18 protein-coding genes are annotated in these 19,817 nt (G+C 34.8%); 14 read left to right on the top strand and 4 right to left on the bottom strand.

Features of this window, described 5'->3' with window-relative positions; genetic code table 11:
- Window positions 1–203: 203 nt before the first annotated feature.
- The 3 genes from PMI10_RS09215 to PMI10_RS09205 form a co-directional block, all read right to left on the bottom strand.
- A complete protein-coding gene (locus tag PMI10_RS09215; RefSeq protein ID WP_007806987.1) occupies window positions 204–740 on the bottom strand; it encodes a DUF4136 domain-containing protein in 537 nt (178 codons plus the stop codon).
- Window positions 741–867: 127 nt separating this feature from the next.
- Window positions 868–2,844, bottom strand: coding sequence for a urocanate hydratase (locus PMI10_RS09210; RefSeq protein WP_007806985.1), 1,977 nt, complete (start codon window positions 2,842–2,844; stop codon window positions 868–870).
- A 252-nt stretch (window positions 2,845–3,096) separates the two neighbouring features.
- Window positions 3,097–3,282 (bottom strand): DUF5522 domain-containing protein, encoded by a 186-nt coding sequence (locus PMI10_RS09205; protein ID WP_007806983.1) that lies wholly within the window; start codon window positions 3,280–3,282, stop codon window positions 3,097–3,099.
- 117 nt (window positions 3,283–3,399) lie between these two features.
- On the opposite strand from PMI10_RS09205, the gene PMI10_RS09200 reads away from it, so the two are divergent.
- The 5 genes from PMI10_RS09200 to PMI10_RS09180 all read left to right on the top strand — a co-directional run bounded on the left by PMI10_RS09200 (window position 3,400) and on the right by PMI10_RS09180 (window position 9,512).
- Entirely contained in the window at window positions 3,400–3,741 is a 342-nt protein-coding gene (locus PMI10_RS09200) for a hypothetical protein (protein WP_007806981.1), read from the top strand.
- 3 nt (window positions 3,742–3,744) lie between these two features.
- Entirely contained in the window at window positions 3,745–4,641 is an 897-nt protein-coding gene (locus PMI10_RS09195; protein ID WP_007806978.1) for a 1-aminocyclopropane-1-carboxylate deaminase/D-cysteine desulfhydrase, read from the top strand.
- On the top strand, window positions 4,634–5,506 hold the full coding sequence (locus PMI10_RS09190) for a glucosaminidase domain-containing protein (RefSeq protein ID WP_007806976.1): 873 nt from the start codon (window positions 4,634–4,636) through the stop codon (window positions 5,504–5,506). Before PMI10_RS09195 ends, PMI10_RS09190 begins: the two co-directional genes overlap by 8 nt.
- A 63-nt stretch (window positions 5,507–5,569) precedes the next feature.
- Window positions 5,570–6,856: a glutamate-1-semialdehyde 2,1-aminomutase gene (gene hemL / locus PMI10_RS09185; protein ID WP_007806974.1), complete on the top strand. Its 1,287-nt coding sequence runs from the start codon at window positions 5,570–5,572 to the stop codon at window positions 6,854–6,856.
- Window positions 6,857–7,037: 181 nt separating this feature from the next.
- Window positions 7,038–9,512, top strand: coding sequence for a zinc-dependent metalloprotease (locus PMI10_RS09180; RefSeq protein ID WP_007806972.1), 2,475 nt, complete (start codon window positions 7,038–7,040; stop codon window positions 9,510–9,512).
- 222 nt (window positions 9,513–9,734) lie between these two features.
- Here PMI10_RS09180 and PMI10_RS09175 read toward each other — a convergent pair whose 3' ends face one another.
- Window positions 9,735–10,178: a hypothetical protein gene (locus PMI10_RS09175; RefSeq protein ID WP_007806970.1), complete on the bottom strand. Its 444-nt coding sequence runs from the start codon at window positions 10,176–10,178 to the stop codon at window positions 9,735–9,737.
- 244 nt (window positions 10,179–10,422) lie between these two features.
- Between PMI10_RS09175 and PMI10_RS09170 the strand changes: the two genes are divergently transcribed.
- The 9 genes from PMI10_RS09170 (at window position 10,423) to PMI10_RS09135 (ending at window position 19,796) form a co-directional block, all read left to right on the top strand.
- Entirely contained in the window at window positions 10,423–11,895 is a 1,473-nt protein-coding gene (locus PMI10_RS09170; RefSeq protein WP_007806968.1) for an MFS transporter, read from the top strand.
- 289 nt (window positions 11,896–12,184) lie between these two features.
- Window positions 12,185–13,234: a hypothetical protein gene (locus PMI10_RS09165; protein ID WP_007806966.1), complete on the top strand. Its 1,050-nt coding sequence runs from the start codon at window positions 12,185–12,187 to the stop codon at window positions 13,232–13,234.
- 22 nt (window positions 13,235–13,256) lie between these two features.
- A complete protein-coding gene (locus tag PMI10_RS09160; RefSeq protein WP_007806964.1) occupies window positions 13,257–15,473 on the top strand; it encodes a molybdopterin oxidoreductase family protein in 2,217 nt (738 codons plus the stop codon).
- Window positions 15,474–15,494: 21 nt separating this feature from the next.
- Window positions 15,495–16,064, top strand: a complete 570-nt coding sequence (locus PMI10_RS09155; RefSeq protein ID WP_007806963.1) for a 4Fe-4S dicluster domain-containing protein — start codon at window positions 15,495–15,497, stop codon at window positions 16,062–16,064.
- 11 nt (window positions 16,065–16,075) lie between these two features.
- Window positions 16,076–16,591: a QcrA and Rieske domain-containing protein gene (locus tag PMI10_RS09150; protein WP_007806961.1), complete on the top strand. Its 516-nt coding sequence runs from the start codon at window positions 16,076–16,078 to the stop codon at window positions 16,589–16,591.
- A gap of 21 nt (window positions 16,592–16,612) precedes the next feature.
- A complete protein-coding gene (locus tag PMI10_RS21875; protein WP_007806959.1) occupies window positions 16,613–16,861 on the top strand; it encodes a DUF6755 family protein in 249 nt (82 codons plus the stop codon).
- 19 nt (window positions 16,862–16,880) lie between these two features.
- Window positions 16,881–17,897, top strand: coding sequence for a 2-hydroxyacid dehydrogenase (locus tag PMI10_RS09145; protein WP_007806957.1), 1,017 nt, complete (start codon window positions 16,881–16,883; stop codon window positions 17,895–17,897).
- Window positions 17,898–17,979: 82 nt separating this feature from the next.
- Entirely contained in the window at window positions 17,980–19,209 is a 1,230-nt protein-coding gene (locus PMI10_RS09140; protein WP_007806955.1) for an AAA family ATPase, read from the top strand.
- Window positions 19,209–19,796, top strand: a complete 588-nt coding sequence (locus tag PMI10_RS09135) for an RloB family protein (protein WP_007806953.1) — start codon at window positions 19,209–19,211, stop codon at window positions 19,794–19,796. The genes PMI10_RS09140 and PMI10_RS09135 overlap by 1 nt, the downstream gene beginning before the upstream one ends.
- Window positions 19,797–19,817 lie beyond the last annotated feature (21 nt).

The raw sequence follows: 19,817 nt of genomic DNA, 5'->3' as shown, positions 1-19,817 counted from the left end.
TTGGGAGGTTTAATAAATTATATTGATTTAAATTTATATAACACCTCGCCATTATTGCTGAATTGCAATAATGCTAATTATGATGTTATTGTTGTTTAAGTTTGTCATTTGTTTTGTTAGAAAAACAAATGTATTAATTATTTTTAGAAGAATTCAGAAACTGTTTTTAGTTTTTTTGGAAAACTGAAAACTGCGACTGAAAACTATTTTTTTACGGGTGGATATTGCGCTAAAATTTTGTTTACAAATTCGGCTACTTTTTCGTCTTTTTTATTAACGTTTTTAGTCAGGTTTCCAATACCTTCACCCTGCCAGATCATTTCTTTCTTTTTGGCATCAATGAGATCAATATATAATGTCCCTTCGGTAGAAGTAGAAATCATAGGCTGTCCTCCGTACATCATGTAAGGATTCCATCCCCAACCCCAACCGTAACCCCATCCGGCACTAAATTGGTTTACATTTACCTGCTCTCTTGATTTGGTAAAAATATTTACTAATAAATCCGGGTTTTCGCTTTTGGTAAACCCTTTAGCCTGCATTTCAGTATCTATTGCATGAAGAATACGTCTTTTATCCAAATCAGAAATCTCGACCTTATCAATTCCGGGCTTAAAAAAAGCATAAGTCTTATAAGGTGCAAAATCTACGTTTTTATCATAATCAGAATAAACACTAACGGTACTGCATGAAGTTAGTATTAAAAGCAGAAAAATCGGTACTAATTTGAATGTTTTCATATGTTTAAGATTTAATGTTCACAATTTTTTGTCAGGCTGAGTCCATTCATCTTCGCTTAGGATAAACTTAGTTGAAGCCCTTTTTTTTTTCATCATCCTTCGACTTCTCTCAGGATGACACTATTAGCTAAAATAAACTTTCGTCTACTATATTAGGTAAAGTTACTTTTAGTAAAGGCTGCACTTCCATAGCTCTTTTTATGGCAAAAATAGCTTCGTCATTTCTGGCCCAGCTTCGTCTTGAAATTCCGTTGTTAACATCCCAGAAAAGCATTGATGCTAAACGTTTTGAAGCCTCTTTAGAACCATCAAGAACCATACCAAATCCGCCGTTTATAACCTCTCCCCAGCCAACTCCTCCGCCATTATGAATAGAGACCCACGTAGCACCTCTAAAGCTGTCCCCAATCACATTTTGAATCGCCATATCAGCCGTAAAACGAGACCCGTCATAGATATTTGAAGTTTCTCTGTACGGAGAATCAGTTCCGGAAACGTCATGATGATCGCGTCCTAAAACAACGGTTCCAATTTCGCCTTTCGCAATTGCCTGATTGAAAGCTTCTGCAATTTTAATACGCCCTTCGGCATCTGCATATAAAATACGTGCCTGAGAACCCACAACCAGTTTATTTTCCTGTGCACCTTTGATCCATTTAATGTTATCCTGCATTTGCTGCTGAATTTCATCCGGAGCCGTTTTTGCCATTTCTTCCAAAACCTGAGAAGCGATTGTATCGGTTTTTTGCAAATCTTCCGGTTTTCCGGACGTACAAACCCATCTGAAAGGTCCGAAACCATAATCAAAACACATTGGTCCCATAATGTCCTGAACGTAACTAGGATATTTAAAATCTATATTATTTTTCGCCATTACATCTGCACCTGCACGCGAAGCTTCAAGTAAAAAGGCATTTCCGTAATCAAAGAAGTAAGTTCCTTTAGCCGTGTGTTTATTGATGGCTGAAGCATGTCGACGCAAAGTTTCCTGAACTTTTTCTTTGAATAATTCAGGATTATTGGCCATCATCTCATTCGCTTCTTCAAAGGAAATTCCAACCGGATAATAACCGCCCGCCCAGGGATTATGAAGAGAGGTCTGATCAGAACCTAAATCGATTTTGATGTTTTCTTTATCGAAACATTCCCAGACATCAACTACGTTTCCTAAATAGGCAATCGAAACCACTTCTTTATTGGCTTTCGCCGAAGTTACTCTCTTAACCAATTCTTCGGTCGAAGTTACGATTTCATTTATCCAGCCTTGTTCATGGCGAATTTTAGTAATTTTAGGATTTACTTCGGCACAAACTGTGATACAGCCTGCAATATTTCCGGCTTTTGGCTGTGCACCGCTCATTCCGCCCAATCCGGAAGTTACAAATAAACTTCCTTCAGGGTTTTGTTTTATTTTTCTAAAACCATTCAAAACGGTAATCGTGGTTCCGTGAACAATTCCCTGCGGACCAATGTACATATAGCTTCCGGCCGTCATTTGTCCGTATTGCGAAACGCCCAATGCATTCATTTTTTCCCAATCGTCCGGTTTGGAGTAATTCGGAATTACCATTCCGTTTGTAACCACAACTCTTGGAGCTTCTGAATGCGAAGGAAATAATCCCATCGGATGTCCGGAATACATGGTTAAAGTCTGCTCATCTGTCATTTCAGACAAATATTGCATTGTCAATAAATACTGTGCCCAGTTCTGAAAAACTGCTCCGTTACCGCCATATGTAATTAATTCATGTGGATGTTGCGCCACAGCATAATCCAAATTATTCTGAATCATGTGCATAATGGCTTTTGCCTGCAATGATTTTCCGGGATATTCGTCAATTGGACGCGCATACATTCTGTAATCCGGACGAAGACGATACATATAAATGCGTCCGTAAGTTTCTAATTCTTCTGAAAACTCAGTAATTAATTCGGCATGATGTTTTGATTCGAAATAACGCAATGCATTTTTTAAAGCCAGTTTTTTTTCTTCTGCCGAAAGTATTTCTTTTCTCTTTGGAGCATGATTAATAGTCGGATCGTATGCTGCTTTTTGAGGTAATATGGAAGGAATTCCTTGTTGTATTTGTTCTTTAAAAGTCATTTTTTTTATTTTAGATTTCTGAGTTTAGATTTTAGATTTGAATTATCTAATTTTCAAATTGGCACATTTTCTAATTAAAATGACTAAGGATAACGAATATCCGACCTGTGATAGGATTTGTGGATCGTAATCCTAAATTTTCGCAAGAGAATATCCATTTATAATTTTAGATTTTAGATTGATGATTTTAGATTTGTCCTTCGACTTCGCTCAGGATGACAAAATTATCTAATTGACACATTTTCAAATTGACTAATTAGCTTTCTTTCTTATTTCCCCTGTTCGTTTATCAAACCCATACGGACAATGACGACAGCCGCTTTTGCAGCAATAACCACGTTTTAGGTGGTATTTTTCGGTAAAACACTTATAACCTTCGGGGGTATAATAAAAATCTTCGCCTTCGGTTAATTTATTTTCATTACTTTGCTCTTTCATAATGGTAATTTCTGTGCAATATCTATTTGTTTTAAAATCAAAATCAATATTATTTGGATTGTGATTTTAATGAAAATAAACAATTTTGCTTCTACAAATTTATAAATTTTACAGCCAATGTTTCTGATTGTTGCTAAATATTTAATTCCGAATGGATATCGTGGAATGGCTGTGTTTCCCTTCATTTTGATGAAATATGATTTTGATAAAGTGAATAAGACTTTTGTAAATCACGAAAAAATTCATTTACGACAGCAACTGGAAATGCTGGTAATTCCGTTTTTTATTTGGTATATTTTAGAATATTTGGTGCGTTTGATTCAATATAAAAATGCGGCATTGGCGTATCGGAATATTAGTTTTGAGAGAGAAGCATATTCAAACGAAACCAATTATGATTATTTGAAAAAACGTTCCCTTTTTCAATACTGGAACTACTTAACTTTAAAACAAAAATAGATTTTGAACCAACAAATTCATATCGATTTCCCTAACGATATTTCTTTGACAATAAAGCGCGAAGACTTGATTCATCCGTTTGTTTCCGGGAATAAATTTAGAAAGCTAAAATATAATTTACTTCAGGCGAAAGCCGAAAATAAAGAAGTATTATTGACTTTTGGCGGTGCTTTTTCGAATCATATTGCAGCGGTTGCTTATGCGGGAAAAGAACAAGGTTTTAAGACAATTGGAGTTATTCGCGGAGAAGAGCTTTTTGATAAAATTGAAGAAAACCCAACCCTGAAATTCGCTCAGGAAAATGGAATGAAATTTGAATTTGTTTCCAGAGAGAATTATCGCCTTAAAAGTGAAATTTCTTTTTTAGAAAAGTTAAAAGAAAAGTTTGGAGATTTTTATTTAGTGCCCGAAGGCGGAACAAATGAATTGGCAGTAAAAGGCTGTGAAGAAATTTTGACTACTGAAGACACTGTCTTTAATTATGTTTGCTGCGCTGTAGGAACAGGTGGAACTATTTCCGGATTGATAAATAGTGCTTTTCCAAATCAGAAAATTTTAGGGTTTCCGGCGTTAAAAGGTGATTTTTTAAAGGATGAAATTCGTATTTTTGCAAAAAAAGATAACTGGGATTTAATTTCTGACTATCATTTTGGAGGATATGGCAAGATAAATTTGGAATTAATTGAATTTATTAATTCTTTTTTTGATGAAAATAAAGTGCCTTTAGACCCAATTTATACAGGAAAGATGGTTTTTGGCGTTATAGATTTAATCCATAAAAACTATTTTCCTGCAAATTCAAAAATTTTACTCATTCATACCGGCGGATTGCAGGGAATTGAAGGAATGAATTTAAAATTGAAGCAGAAGAAATTACCAATACTAAAAACGAATGTTTAAAAAAATAGCAATACTTTTTATAATTGCAGCGTTGGCAAGCTGTTCTTCCGGCAAACCTGCAATTGCAACAACCAGAAAGGCAGCGGCGGTTCAGAAACCCAGAGTAGCTTCAACTAAAAAAGGAACGTATTCTAAGCCAATTGCTAAAAATCCCACTACAAATAATACCGAAGTAATTCAATCCACATCAAGAACAGTAGTAACTAGTGATTTAATAAATAATTACGTTTTGCAATACAAAGATATTGCAATGGGTAATATGCAGAAATATGGTATTCCGGCAAGTATCATTCTGGCGCAGGGGATTTTAGAGTCAGGAGCGGGAAGAGGGGATTTAGCAATAGAAGCAAACAATCATTTCGGAATAAAATGTCATAAAGACTGGCTGGGAGAAAGCGTTCGTCATGACGATGATTCCTCTCAGGAATGTTTTAGGAAATATAATGAAGCTTCAGAATCTTATAGGGATCACGCTTTATTTTTAGTCGGAAAAAATAGATATGCAGCTTTATTTACTTACGAAAAAGACGATTATAAAGCGTGGGCAAAAGGACTGAGAGCGGCTGGATATGCTACAGATCCTAATTATCCGGATAAATTAATTAGTTATATCGAACGTTATAATCTGCATCAATATGATTGTCAGGTTACCGGGAAAACTTATACGGCAATTAATAAATCAGCTCCCGCCAGAAGTTCATCTTCAAATTCCGGTTCAAACGATCCTGATTTATATGAAGTTCAAAAAGGGGATACATTGTATTCGATTTCAAAAAAATTCAACATATTGGTTGATGACTTAAAACAAAAAAACAACCTTACAGATAATGCGCTTTCAGTAGGACAGAAGTTGAAAGTTAAGTAGTTTTCAGTCGCAGTTTTCAGTTTAAAATAATCTAAAATCTAAATTCAGAAATCTAAAATCATAATGATCTATAAAAGAAGTAGTCAGCTTTTTGCTGAAGCAGAAAAAGTAATTCCGGGAGGGGTAAATTCACCAGTACGAGCTTTTAAAGCAGTTGGAGGAACTCCTATTTTTGTAAAAAGTGCTAAAGGAGCCTATTTGTATGATGAAGACGGAAATAAATTAATCGATTATATCAATTCATGGGGTCCAATGGTTTTGGGTCACGCCTATCAGCCGGTTGTTGATGCCGTAATCGAAAAAGCAAAACTGGGAACTTCATTCGGAATGCCAACTGAATTAGAAACAGAAATTGCAGCTTTGGCAGTTTCTATGGTTCCGAATATAGATAAAATTCGTTTTGTAAATTCAGGAACTGAGGCTTGTATGAGTGCCATTCGTTTGGCTCGCGGATTTACGAAAAGAGATAAAATTATAAAATTTGCAGGTTGTTACCACGGACATTCTGATTCATTTTTGATTCAGGCCGGAAGTGGTGCCGTAACTTTTGGATCTCCAAATAGCCCGGGCGTTACAGAAGGAACTGCAAAAGATACTTTGTTGGCAAAATACAATGATTTAGAGAATGTAAAGACTTTAATCGAGGCCAATAAAAATGAAATTGCAGCTATTATTATTGAGCCGGTTGCCGGAAACATGGGTTGTATTCCGCCACAAAAAGGTTTCCTGCAAGGATTAAGAGATTTGTGTACTGCAAACAGAATTTTATTAATTTTTGATGAGGTTATGACAGGTTTCCGTTTGGCTCGCGGCGGAGTTCAGGAATTGTTTAATATTAATGCTGATATCGTAACTTTCGGAAAAGTAATTGGCGGCGGATTACCGGTTGGCGCTTTTGCTGCACGTGCAGAAATTATGAATTATCTGGCACCACTAGGCCCGGTTTATCAAGCCGGAACATTATCAGGAAATCCGTTGGCAATGGCTGCCGGGTTGGCAATGTTACAAGCATTAAATAATGATCGTGCTGTTTTTGATCGTTTAGAAGAAAAAACAGCCTATTTAGAAGCAGGAATTGACAGAGTTCTAAAAGCAAACAATGTTGTATTTACCATTAATAGAGTAGGTTCAATGATTTCTGTACATTTTGATGCAAATCCTGTTACAGATTTTCAAACTGCTGCAAAAGGGGATAATGAAACCTTCAGGAAATTCTTTCACGGATTATTGCAGGAAGGAATTTATATTGCGCCATCAGCATATGAGACCTGGTTTATTACTGATGCATTAACATACGAGGATTTAGATTTTACGATTAATGCTATTGATAAGGTTTCAAAGACGTTTTAAACTAAAAATACTGCAAAATTATAAACTATAAGGTTTAGCTTTGATTAAAGTTAAACCTTATTTTATGAATTAGATTTTAATTTTTAACAGTTAATTAAAAGTTAAATAAAATGTGATTTCGTGAAAGATTAGAGTCAAAATTTATTTTTGTTTATCAAATTACTATTAATCTTGTTGATAAATGAATAAATTTTACATTTTTGTTGTAGTAACAGTTTTTTTGCTGTTTCCGGCAAGCCAATTTGCGCAATCTAAAAAAGAAAAATCCAAAAAAGGCGAAACTGAGGCCGCTCCTCCGGAAAAAAAACCAGAATCTACAATTAAAGAGTACAGCAAAGTAATTACCAAAGATGCTGTTTCTGATGATGGGCTTTTTACAGTACATAAAGTTGATAAAAAATATTATTTCGAGATTCCGAATAAATATTTAAATAAAGATATGCTTTTGGTAAGCAGATTATCCAAACTGCCTTCTAATTTGGGTGGAGGATATGTAAATGCGGGTTCAGAAACAAATGAACAATTAATTGTCTGGCAGCGTTTTCAGGATAAGATTCTTATAAAATCAAAATCATATAATGCTGTTGCAAATGATACTTTACCAATAAGTATTTCGGTTAAATCAAATAATTATGAGCCTACATTATTTGCTTTTGATATTGCTGCTTTTAGTAAAGATTCGGCAAATACGGTTATTGATGTCACTAAATTTTATAGTACAGATGTAAAAGCGATCAGCGGAATATCTGCAGAAATGCGGGAAACATACAAAGTAAAAGGACTGGATGATTCCAGAAGTTTTATTAATACAATGAAAAGTTTTCCGATGAATATCGAAGTTACTCAGGATATGACTTATAATGCCTCAAAGCCTTCAATGCTGGAAGAAACCGAATCGATAAGTATTCAGATGAATCAATCAATGATTTTATTGCCTGAAATTCCGATGAAACCAAGATTGGCAGATCCAAGAGTAGGATGGTTTACGCTAAGTCAGTATGATTATGGAAGCAATGAATTAAAATCAGACCTTAAAACCTATATCCGCCGTTGGAGATTAGAGCCTAAAGATCCTGAAGCGTATGCCAGAGGAGAATTGGTTGAACCCATAAAACCAATTGTATATTATTTGGATCCTGCCACTCCTGAAAAATTGAAAAAATATATTAAGCAGGGAATTGAAGAATGGCAAAAACCATTTGAAACAGCAGGATTTAAAAATGCAATAATTGCAAAAGATGCTCCAACAAAAGAGCAAGATCCTGATTTTAGTCCGGAAGATGTTCGGTATTCTGTAATTCGTTATGTGGCGAGTACAACAAGAAATGCTGTCGGGCCAAGTGTTTCAGATCCCAGAACCGGAGAAATTATAGAAAGTGATGTAATCTGGTATCACAATCATTTGCGTTCGTATAGAAACAGATATTTGTTAGAAACCGGAGCATCAAATCCATCAGCAAGAACTTTGCAGACAAGTGATGAGGAGATGGGCGAAATGATGCAAATGGTAATTGCGCACGAAGTGGGTCATGCATTAGGTTTTCCGCACAATATGGGGGCAAGCTGTGCTTATGATACAGAAAGCTACAGAAATGGAGAATTTACTCAGCAAAACGGAATTTCAGCAAGTATAATGGATTATGCCCGTTTTAATTATATTGCACAACCGGGAGATAAAAATATTCGCTTTATCCGTAAAATGGGCGCATACGATCATTATGCATTAAATTGGGGTTACAGAGTGATTCCGAATGTAAAATCAGCGCAGGACGAATTACCCATATTAGATAAATGGATTCTGGAAAAAGCAGGAAACCCAATTTATAAATTTGGGAAACAAAGCAGTGCTTTTGATCCTTCATCTCAAACAGAAGATATTGGGAATAATTCTATGAAAGCAAGTTCATACGGACTTAAAAATCTGGAATATGTAGCTAATCATTTAAGTGAATGGACAAGCAGTGTTAGTAATAATTATGAGGATTTAGATGAATTATATAAAGAATTATTAGAGGTTTGGAGCCGATATGTTGGACATGTAGTGACAAATGTAGGAGGCGTTTATGAGAACACTAAAAACCCAAACCAGCCTGGAAATGTTTATGAAGTGGTTCCCAAAGCAAAACAAATAGAAGCAATGAATTGGCTTCAGACTAATGCTTTCGCTTCTCCGACATGGATTGTAAATATGAATACTTTAAAAAATACAAATTTTTCAGGGTATACAGAAATATTTAGAAGTCTACAGGTTAGACACCTAAACAGTTTATTGAGTTTAGGACGTATTGGCAGATTAATGGATAATGAAATACTTGGAGCTGATACGTATAAAGCTTTAGATTTGTTTAAAGATACTCGTAAAGGAATTTGGAAAGAAGCGAATACAGCGGCTAATGTAACCATTTACAGAAGAAACCTGCAGCGTGCTTATATTGATCGAATGGGATATCTGATGACAGAAGAAATTAAGCCGGTAGATAAATCGACAATATATTATAACGTATCTCAGTCAGATCTTAGGGCTTTAGTACGTGGTGAATTGAATACGTTGAAAAAATCACTTTCAACAGCAAAAGTGATGGCTGTAAATACCGAAACAAAATATCATTATGAAGATTGTATCAAAAGAATAGATTTGATACTTAATCCAAAATAGAGAATACCGAAGAAACAAAAAAAGCCCTACCGTCTGGACACAAATATTATAATTCAATTTGAACACGAATTTCACAAATTGCCACTAATTCATTTGTGAAATTAATTTCACAAACGTAGGTTATCCCATTAAAATTTGTGCAAATTCGTGAAATTCGTGTTGTTTTTTATACTTGTGTCCAGACGGTAGGGCTTTTTTCCTTCCTTTTTTTATGTACTAAAATTAATTATCGTTTCTGCGTTCTTTCATTTTTTCTCTGATTTTGTCTTTGTTCTCTTCCTGAATTGCTTTCCATTTGGTGTATTGGTCAGCAGTTAGAATTCCTTTCATTTTGGCATCATTTGCATCCTTTTCTGCCATCATTTCTTTTTTGAAAGCTTCTTTTTGTTCAGCAGTAGGTTTGGTGCCACTTTCTTTTTGTTCTTTTCTGGCGTCTCTAAATTTTTCAGCTTTAGTGCTTCTTTCTGCCAACAATTGTTTTACTTGTTCTTGTTGTTTAGTATCCAAGCTTAAATCAGAAGTTAGTTTTTTTAACTGTTTTTCGTTTCGTTGTTCCGGGGTTAATCGCTCTCTTTGTTCACGAGGCGGCTTTTGATCCACATCCGCATCTTGTGCGAAACTTGCTATTCCAACGAATAATAATGCTGCAATAAATAATTTTTTCATGATTTGTTTTTTATTTGATTAATAGATGTAAGACAATAAATCAAACGAAGGGTTTAATGGTTTAACAAAATTTTATTATTTATTTATCTGAAGGTCAAATAATTTGCTTGTTATCCAGTGTTTGTATAGTAACTAATTTGTAAATTGATAAATCATTTTAGGGATTTTTAAACCAAACTGATTTATATCATGTTTTAAGGCGCAGGACGTATCTATCTTTATACTGAGTTAAATTTTAAAATTTATGAGCAATTTATCACAATCACACAGGATATTATTTTTAAATACACTTGCCTTCGCAGTTTGTTTTGCCTGTTGGACTTTAAACGGGGTTTTGGTTACATTTTTGGCAGATCAGGGAATTTTTGACTGGAATGTAGTTCAGATAGGATGGCTTTTAGGTATTCCGATACTTACCGGTTCACTCATGCGATTGCCAATGGGAATTTTAACGGATAAATTTGGAGGCCGCGTAGTATATTCCGGTTTGCTTATTCTGGCTTCAATTCCTTTGTTTTTACTGCCGTTTGCGGTTAATTTCTGGATGTTTGCTTTCCTGAGTTTTTTGTTTGGAATGGTAGGGACAAGTTTCGCCATTGGTGTAGCTTATACATCGCTTTGGTATCCGAAAGAATGGCAGGGACGAGCACTTGGTATTTTCGGAATGGGTACTGCAGGGGCTTCAATTACTCCTTTTATAGCACCAAGTTTGTTGAAATACTTTACAGAATTAGATCCTGAAAACGGTTGGAAATATTTGCCGGTAATTTATGGTGCTGCCTTGTTGCTTATGGGAGTTGTTTTTATTCTCTTTTCAAAAACAAAAAAAATAGACGCAAAACCAAAATCGGTTAAAGAACTTTTGCAGCCACTCAAAAAAGTACAAGTATGGCGTTTTGGAACCTATTATTTTCTGCTGTTTGGTTCTTTTGTATCATTTTCTCAATGGCTGCTGCCTAATTTTATGAATGTTTACCACACGACTTTAATTTTTGGGGGCTTGTTTACTACTTGTTTTAGTTTGCCGGCGGGTATTATTCGAGCCTTTGGAGGATTTTTGTCGGATAAGTTTGGCGCCAGAAAAGTAATGTATTGGGTTTTAAGCTCCTCAGTGGTGTTGAGTTTTTTATTATTGTTTCCTAAAATGAATATTACTACTTCAGGGAGTGGTTTATTGGCTGGGAATGCAGGAACGGTAACTCAGGTGTCACCATCAAAAGTTGTTATTGGAAAAAGAGAATATCAGATAAATCAAAAAGATTCTAATGTAGAGTCTAGTAAATTTTTTCCATCTAAAACGACGTGGCAGGAAGTAGTAGTTGCCGAAAATCAAAAAGTACAGAAAAAAGAATTGATTGCTGACGGAATTACTCAAATTCATTTTGAGGCAAATATGTGGATCTATTTGGTTTTGGTAATTTTAATAGGGGCTTGTTGGGGAATTGGTTCGGCAGCAGTTTACAAACACATTCCTGAATATTTCCCAAATCAGGTAGGGGTAATAGGAGGAATGGTCGGAATGATTGGTGGTTTAGGAGGATTTACAGGTCCGATAGTTTTTGGATACCTGCTTGCTTTTACTGGTTTCTGGACAAGTTCCTGGCTCTTTATTTTTATACTATCAATAGTTTGCCTGATTTGGATGCATCGCGTAATTGTAAAAATGACAAGAGAAAAATTACCTGAGTTTGCCCAGGATATAGATAGAAAAGAATAAGCTAATCGCTGATTAAGTATAAAAACGAGTTTCGGGAAAATATTAAGTAACGATATGTTGTTCAAATACTCATGTTGAATGAAGTTTTTTGATTTTTATTATTGTAAATTAGCATTTACCAAATATTATAACATAATAGCATTTATTGTGTTAGAAAAAATATACTTAAGTAGTATTACTTAGTTTTTCTTTTATTTAATTTTACTCCCGAAGAAATACCATCTCGATTTTTTAATTAAAATTGATAGGGTAGATTTATAATTATAAGCGTGTATTAATATAACCTAAAATGAAAAATAGAACATACAATATAAAAGCATTACTTATTGCTACAATACTTTCTGTATTTATGATCGTTTTGGTATTTTATGGATCGAGGGAATTGCAAAATTTTGATGCGGCGCTGATTACGTATCTGTTCGGAACTGTGTTTGCTTTTTTTGGAATCGTTTATCGTTATACCGTTTGGCTGCAAAGACCACCTACATGGATTTATTTTAAAAGAGGAATTTGTTTCTTGTTTACAGGAAAAGTTTTTTCTCATTTTTGGTTTGCTTCTAAAGAATCTATAGAAAATATTGCTTTTCAAAAATTTATTTATCCAAGGGGGAAGTACCGTTGGATGGCGCATTTTATGATAGCATTGGGTTGTACATCAGCTTTCTTGATTACAATTCCGCTTACATTTGGATGGATTCATTTTACTATGGCCCCCAATTCAATATCGGTCTATGAAGCACATTTTTTCGGATTTAAAGTGATGGACTTTAAATTGGATTCTATCATGGCATTCCTGACATTTCACGCATTAAACTGGTCTTCTTATTTGGTGATTTTTGGTTCATTGTATTATTTAAGGAGACGACTGACTAATCCGGGCTTGATTGCAACTCAGACTTTTGAAGGTGATTTATTGCCTCTTATATTATTAATAGCTATTTCGGCTACAGGATTGGGATTGACATATTCGTATCAATTCATGAAGGGGTTTGCATTTGACTTTCTGGCGGTACTTCATGCCGTTACAGTAATTATGTTTTTGATATGGATCCCGTTTGGGAAGTTTTTCCACATTATTCAGCGTCCGGCACAAATTGGTGCACACATTTATAATAAGGTAGGAAAGAAGAAAGGTATGGCAGTCTGCAAACATACCGGAGAAGAATTTGCAACCAAACTTCATATTGACGATCTTAAAATAGTTACTAAAAAATTGGGTTTTGACTTTTCAATGGAAGATGGAGGGTCACATCTGGATTTAAGTCCCGAAGGAAAAAGAGCCCGTTTGGCCCAGGCACATTTGAAGGCAAGACAGGCAGGAGGAAATTTATTTGGATAGTTAAAAAACAAAGGAGATAAACATGGCAAAATTACCTGTTTCAGCAGAAAATATTATAAAACATTTTGGGCCACATAAAAATTATAGCCCCAAGGAAGGTTTTGAAGGGAGGGACGAACCGGATGAATTGGTAAAAACACATTGTTGTTTTTGTGGAATGCAATGTGGTATTCAATTGTCGGTAAAAGACAACAAAGTAGTCGGTTTTGAACCCTGGATGGAATTTCCTTTCAATGAAGGCCGACTTTGTCCAAAAGGAGTGCAGCGCTATTTACAAAATAACCATCCGGACAGACTTTTAAGTCCATTAAAAAGGGTGGAAGGTCAAGGATTTGTTCCAACATCCTGGGATGACGCAATGAGTAAAACGGTTTCGGAAATTAAAAGAATTCAAGAGAAATATGGAAACGATGCGTTCTCAGTTCTTTCCGGAGTTTCGCTGACTAATGAAAAAAGTTATTTGATGGGTAAGTTTGCCCGTGTAGCTTTGAAAACTAAAAATTTAGATTATAATGGACGTTTATGCATGGTAAGTGCAGGAGCGGGAAATAAAAAAGCATTTGGTCTCGACCGGGGCTCTAATAATTATTCAGATTTAGAATATGCCGAAGTGATTATTGTGGCCGGAGCCAATATCAGTGAAACCTTTCCAACATTAACACACTGGATTTGGAAAGCCAGAGACAGAGGGGCCAAATTAATAGTAATTGATCCAAGGATGATTCCATTGGCCAGAACAGCTGATCTCTATTTAGATGTGAGACCAGGAACGGATTCTGCTTTGTATGGTGCAATGTTAAAATATTTGGTGGATCACGATATGCTCGATCACGATTTTATTGACAATCACACTTCCGGATTTCAGGAAACGTTAGATGCGGTAAAAGACAATACGCTGGAATGGGCTGAAGAAATTACAGGAATTAAGAAAGAAAAAATACAACAGGCAGCTGAGTTATGGGGCAAAGCCAATACCAGTTTCTTGCTTCATGCCCGAGGAATAGAGCATCATTCTAAAGGTGTTGATAACGTTTTAGGATGTATCAACTTGGTTTTGGCAACAGGAAGAATTGGAAAGCCATACTGTGGATATGCAACCATTACAGGACAAGGAAACGGACAGGGAGGCAGAGAACACGGTCATAAATGTGACCAATTGCCCGGAAACAGGGATATAGAAAATCCGGAACACCGTAAATATATTTCAGAAGTTTGGGGTATTAATGAGAAAGATTTGCCAGGAAAAGGTTTATCTGCTTACGAAATAATTGAAGCCATTCATCGTGGGGAAATCAAAGGATTATTGTCTATTTGTTTTAATCCGTTAGTTTCTTTGCCGAATAGTAATTATGTTCGGGAAGCTTTGGAAAAGCTGGAATTTTATGTTTGTATTGACTTTTTCCTAAACGAAACTGCCCGCCATGCTGATATCATTTTAGCGGGTTCTTTGCAGGAAGAAGAAGAAGGTACAACTACCTCTGCCGAGGGACGTGTGATTCGTATTCGTCAGGCAGTTACGCCTCCGGGAGATGCAAGAACAGATACTTCGATTATTTTGGAAATAGCGAAACGTTTGGGTGTAAAAGATAAGTTTACTTATGAAAATAGTGAAGCCATTTTTAACGAATTGCGTATTGCTTCCAAAGGAGGAACTGCTGATTATTATGGAATTACCTACCAAAGAATTGAAGACGAAATGGGGGTTTTTTGGCCATGTCCAGAAATAGGACATCCTGGAACCCCGCGTTTATGGGAAGACAGGAAATTTAAAACACCAGATGGAAAAGCTCATTTTAATCCGGCGCCATACAAACTTCCGGGTGAAGTAACGGATGCCGAATATCCGGTGATTTTAACTACGGGACGCGTGGTTTCTCAATATTTAAGTGGGACACAAACACGCAGAATTGGAAAATTAGTAGATCAGTATCCGGAACCGCTATTGGAAATTCATCCGAATTTGGCTAAACAATACGGAATTAAACAAAGAGAATTAATTTGTGTTTCAACCAGAAGAGGAGAAGGGATCTTTCCTGCGAATATTGTAGAAACTATTAGAGAAGATACTGTATTTATTCCGTATCACTGGTCCGGAAAAAAATCAGCAAACCAATTGACACCGGGAACATTAGATCCGATTTCTAAAATACCTGAATTCAAGGTCTGTGCCTGCCATTTGGAACCGCTCAATGAAATAGCACCGCCTTCAAGTGAATCAATGGCGTATGCAAGTGTTTAATCTATTAAGAATTGATAAAAAATGAACTATACGAGTTTCAATAAAAATGAAGAATTTTTTGTAGATATGCAACGCTGCATTGGCTGTAAAGCCTGTGAATTGGCTTGTTCTGAATGCGAAACTAACGGTCAGGAATCCATGATTCATGTTAATTACATCGATCGTGCTACAACAGTACAAACAACAGTACAGGTGTGTATGCATTGCGATGATCCTGTTTGTGCCAATGTTTGTCCTGCCGATGCCATATCAAAAGATGAATTCGGGATTGTTCATACAGCGAATACAGAACGTTGTATAGGATGTTCTAATTGTGTAATGGCTTGTCCTTTTGGTGTACCAAAGAAAGAAGAGAATTACGATTTGATGATGAAATGTACCATGTGTTACGACAGGACCAGTGTAGGTAAAAAGCCAATGTGTGCCACAGTCTGCCCAAGTGGAGCTTTGTTTTATGGGACGAGAGAGGAAATCCAGGAAATGCGCCCAAATAGTACACCGGTAAATTCTTTTATTTTTGGGAAAGAAGTAGTGAATACCAAAGTTAATATTATGATGCCAAAAGGCAGTAGCGAATTAATAATCTATTAGCGGATAAATTGATGTCGAAAGAAGATAATTTAAATAAAAACTGGAAGAAAGATTTTCCAATTGAGAAACAACAAGCCACCAATGTAAGTCGTCGGGATTTTGCTAAATTCCTGACTTTAGTTTCCGGTGGATTGATGGTTGGCAGCGGTTTGGTAGCAGTTAAGACTCATCTTTTCCCTAAAGAAGAAGTGGCAGGAGAACATTTTGTTTGCACAAAGGGCGAAGTGCCATCAGGAGGAACAAGGGCTTTCGTTATAAAAGGAAGCACAATTCCTTATATATTAATTCATCTGGAAAACGGGGAGTTTAAAGCATACGAACAGAAATGCACTCATCTTTCTTGTTCCGTTTTTTATAAGCCAGGCACTGGTATAATTCACTGCCCGTGCCACGAAGGTTCTTTTGATGCTAAAACGGGAGATGTTATTGCCGGGCCGCCTCCAAGAGCATTACCTAAATTAGATGTTTTTTTTAAAGGAGACGATATTTATGTAAAGGCAGCAATTGAGGAAGAAAAATTAGGATAAATCAGTAAAATAAATATCAGTATGAGTAATTTTAGAAGAAGTCAGAATCAATCTAATCCGAATAAACTGAATGCAATACTTTCTACCTTAATTTTTATACTAATACTGAATGTAACTATTCAGATTTGGTTGTTGTATGCTTCTTTGAATAACGCTTTAGATAATAATAAAGAAATTCTTATTCCGGCTTTTATAGCTTCCCTGATATTGTTTTTGATAGGTTTTAGCCTGATGTATTATTTGCCGACAGGGAATAATAATAAGAAGTAAATTTTTAAATAAATAGTCTATGACTTTAGCTGCTGAAACCAATAAAATTACCTTCTTTTCAACTCAGCCTTACGACAAAGTTTTTTTTAATAAATATAATGAGTTTGGTTTTGAACTGGATTTTTATGAAACGCAGCTCAATCAGCAGACGGTTATTTTAATTGAAAATGCTTCTATTGTCTGTGTGTTTGTGAACGACATTGTCAATGAAGCTGTGATTAAGCAGTTGGCAGAAAAAAACGTAAAAATTATTGCTTTGCGCTGCGCCGGATTTAACAATGTAGATTTAGAGGCAGCCAAAAAATACAATTTAAAAGTCTGTCGTGTTCCCGCATATTCGCCTCAGGCAGTCGCAGAGCACGCAATGGCGATGATTTTAACCTTAAACAGAAAAACACACAAAGCTTACAACAGAGTAAGAGAACAGAATTTTTCTTTAAACGGATTATTGGGTTTTGATTTATTCGGAAAAACAATCGGAATTATAGGAACTGGAAATATAGGCAAAGCTTTTGCAAAAATTGCCTTAGGTTTTGGCTGTAAAGTTCTGGCATATGATATTGTCACCAATCCTGAAATGGAAAAAGACGGAGTCGAATTTGTATCTCTTGAAACAATCTTTAAATCAGGCGATATTATTTCACTCCATTGCCCATTAAATGAACAGACCAAACATATCATCAACGAAAAATCAATTGCCTTGATGGAAGAGCATGTGATGATTATCAACACAAGCAGAGGAGGATTAATTGAAACTGCCAGCGTAATTGAAGGTTTAAAAGAAGGTAAAATTGGTTATTTAGGAATCGATGTTTATGAACAGGAAGAGAAATTGTTTTTTAAAGATTTATCAGAAGATATTATTCAGGACGATGCGATTCAGCGTTTAATGAGTTTTCCGAATGTTCTGGTTACAGCCCATCAGGCTTTTTTTACCACTGAAGCTTTAACGCAGATTGCTTTGGTGACTTTTGGTAATATAAAATCTTTGTTGAGCGAGAATGATATTGAGAATAAGAGGGCTTTGTTGGTATAGAGAAAATAATAAGAAGAAAATGTATAATAGAGTTAATTAGTGTGTATATTTGTAATTTATTTACAAATTAAACCCTTAAGTGATGTTGTTAAACTTTAGAGTATCTAATTTTCGATCCATTAATGAAATGGTTGAATTGTCGATGGTGCCAAGTGATTTAAAAAATCTAATAAACGTAATCAAGAAGACAAATCCGGATGCTACTAAAAATAAAGATTACTATGCATTAACTTCTGCAGCCATTTATGGACCAAATGCAAGTGGGAAAAGCAATATTATTAGAGCTTTGAGTGATTTTTTAATCTTTTTTAAATCATCAACAGATAATAAGCCAAATGAAATTATTTATTTGTATGAGCCTTTTAAATTAAATGAAGAAAGTTTACATAAACCTTCTTGTTTTTCAATTGATATTTTAGTTAATCAAATAAAGTATGTTTATAGTATTGAAGTTTTTAGAAATGAAATATTAAAGGAGTCCCTGTTTAGTTTTCCAAAAGGATTGAAAGTGAAAATTTTTGAAAGACATCGCCAAGAATTTAGTAAAGGAAACGGATATGAGGGGATTTTTGAGAGTATCAAGCAACGTACAAATGAAAATCAATTGTTTTTAGGAAAGGCTGCATTAGAGAATGTTGAAATTGCAAAAGATGTTTTTCAAAAGTTCGTTAAAATGCTTATTCTTACCACAGATAAGTTGCATTCGGATAAATTTAACGAGCAGTTTAGTAAGGTTATGTTTGGGAATTTAGGTGCTTGGGGAGAAATATTGAAATTATCTAAATCACTAATTCAAAAAATTGATACACAAGTAGTTGATTTTGAAGAAAAAGAAGGTGGGATTAAAACATTTCATTTGAATAGTAAAAAAGAGAAAATAGAGTTCGATTTTGAAGATGAGTCTTCTGGAACACAAAGAGTTATAGCTTTTATTCCTTTTATATTACATGTTTTATTAGCAGGACAAGTTTTAATTGTTGATGAATTTGAAAGAAGTTTGCATCCTGAAATTGCACAATATATATTAGGATTGTTTAATGATCCTGAAATAAATAAAAAAGGGGCACAATTTATTTTCGCAACTCATGATACAACTTTATTAAGTCCTGAAAATAATTTACGACGAGATCAAATTAATTTAGTAGAGAAAAATTCAAAAGGAGAAACAGAATTATATACTGTTTCTGATATTAAAGGAATTAGAGAAGGAAATTTTGAAAAATGGTATATCGAAGGAAGATTGGGTGCAGTGCCTAATATTGCTAGAGAAACTTTTAGACATGAATTAATTGAATTTATAAATTCTAAATAATGGCTAAGAGACCAATTAATAATTTTAAAACAAGATCGTTTAAGGAAAAGGTTTTAATTCTTTGCGAAGGTTTAACGGAGAAAAATTACTTTAATGCGCTGAAAGAAGATTTAGGTTTACCTAAAACAATTGCAGTAAATATAGTTGATTGTAAAGGTGATGTAACTGATGTTTTAAAAAATGCAAAGAAAGATGGTTTTGAAAAAATATTCGTAGTTTTTGATCATGATAATTTTCCAAAAAGAGGTGATGTTTTTAAACTTGCTTCTAGTAAAAATGCCGATGTAATTTTTTCAAGTATTTGTTTTGAATTGTGGTTCCTGTTTCATTACAAAAATTCAACAAAAGCTTTTGCTTCCGAAGCAGAACTAGAAAAAGAATTAAAGAAATGTATAGGAATGGAGAGTTATGAAAAGAATAACTTTAAACATTATTCAATTCTAAAAGATAAAATGACTACTGGGAAATCAAATGCAGAAAAGACCAGATTGTCGGTTATTCAAAATAATGATGGTGTTGAAGTTTTTAATTTAAATCCTTTTACGAATGTTGATGAATTGGTTATTTATTTAGAAAATCAAAAATAACAAAACAATAAAAAAGAGCTT

Source organism: Flavobacterium sp. CF136, from assembly GCF_000282055.1.
Classification (GTDB): domain Bacteria; phylum Bacteroidota; class Bacteroidia; order Flavobacteriales; family Flavobacteriaceae; genus Flavobacterium.
This window is presented reverse-complemented; position numbering and strand designations above follow the sequence as displayed.

Coding starts and splice junctions, on each gene's coding strand:
- PMI10_RS09210 (WP_007806985.1), bottom strand. CDS start 2,844: ATGACTTTTAAAGAACAAATACAACAAGGAATTCCTTCCATATTACCT.
- PMI10_RS09205 (WP_007806983.1), bottom strand. CDS start 3,282: ATGAAAGAGCAAAGTAATGAAAATAAATTAACCGAAGGCGAAGATTTT.
- PMI10_RS09165 (WP_007806966.1), top strand. CDS start 12,185: ATGAAAAATAGAACATACAATATAAAAGCATTACTTATTGCTACAATA.
- PMI10_RS09135 (WP_007806953.1), top strand. CDS start 19,209: ATGGCTAAGAGACCAATTAATAATTTTAAAACAAGATCGTTTAAGGAA.
- PMI10_RS09150 (WP_007806961.1), top strand. CDS start 16,076: ATGTCGAAAGAAGATAATTTAAATAAAAACTGGAAGAAAGATTTTCCA.
- PMI10_RS09180 (WP_007806972.1), top strand. CDS start 7,038: ATGAATAAATTTTACATTTTTGTTGTAGTAACAGTTTTTTTGCTGTTT.
- PMI10_RS09170 (WP_007806968.1), top strand. CDS start 10,423: ATGAGCAATTTATCACAATCACACAGGATATTATTTTTAAATACACTT.
- PMI10_RS09160 (WP_007806964.1), top strand. CDS start 13,257: ATGGCAAAATTACCTGTTTCAGCAGAAAATATTATAAAACATTTTGGG.
- PMI10_RS09145 (WP_007806957.1), top strand. CDS start 16,881: ATGACTTTAGCTGCTGAAACCAATAAAATTACCTTCTTTTCAACTCAG.
- PMI10_RS09140 (WP_007806955.1), top strand. CDS start 17,980: ATGTTGTTAAACTTTAGAGTATCTAATTTTCGATCCATTAATGAAATG.
- PMI10_RS09155 (WP_007806963.1), top strand. CDS start 15,495: ATGAACTATACGAGTTTCAATAAAAATGAAGAATTTTTTGTAGATATG.
- PMI10_RS09200 (WP_007806981.1), top strand. CDS start 3,400: ATGTTTCTGATTGTTGCTAAATATTTAATTCCGAATGGATATCGTGGA.
- hemL (WP_007806974.1), top strand. CDS start 5,570: ATGATCTATAAAAGAAGTAGTCAGCTTTTTGCTGAAGCAGAAAAAGTA.
- PMI10_RS21875 (WP_007806959.1), top strand. CDS start 16,613: ATGAGTAATTTTAGAAGAAGTCAGAATCAATCTAATCCGAATAAACTG.
- PMI10_RS09215 (WP_007806987.1), bottom strand. CDS start 740: ATGAAAACATTCAAATTAGTACCGATTTTTCTGCTTTTAATACTAACT.
- PMI10_RS09175 (WP_007806970.1), bottom strand. CDS start 10,178: ATGAAAAAATTATTTATTGCAGCATTATTATTCGTTGGAATAGCAAGT.
- PMI10_RS09190 (WP_007806976.1), top strand. CDS start 4,634: ATGTTTAAAAAAATAGCAATACTTTTTATAATTGCAGCGTTGGCAAGC.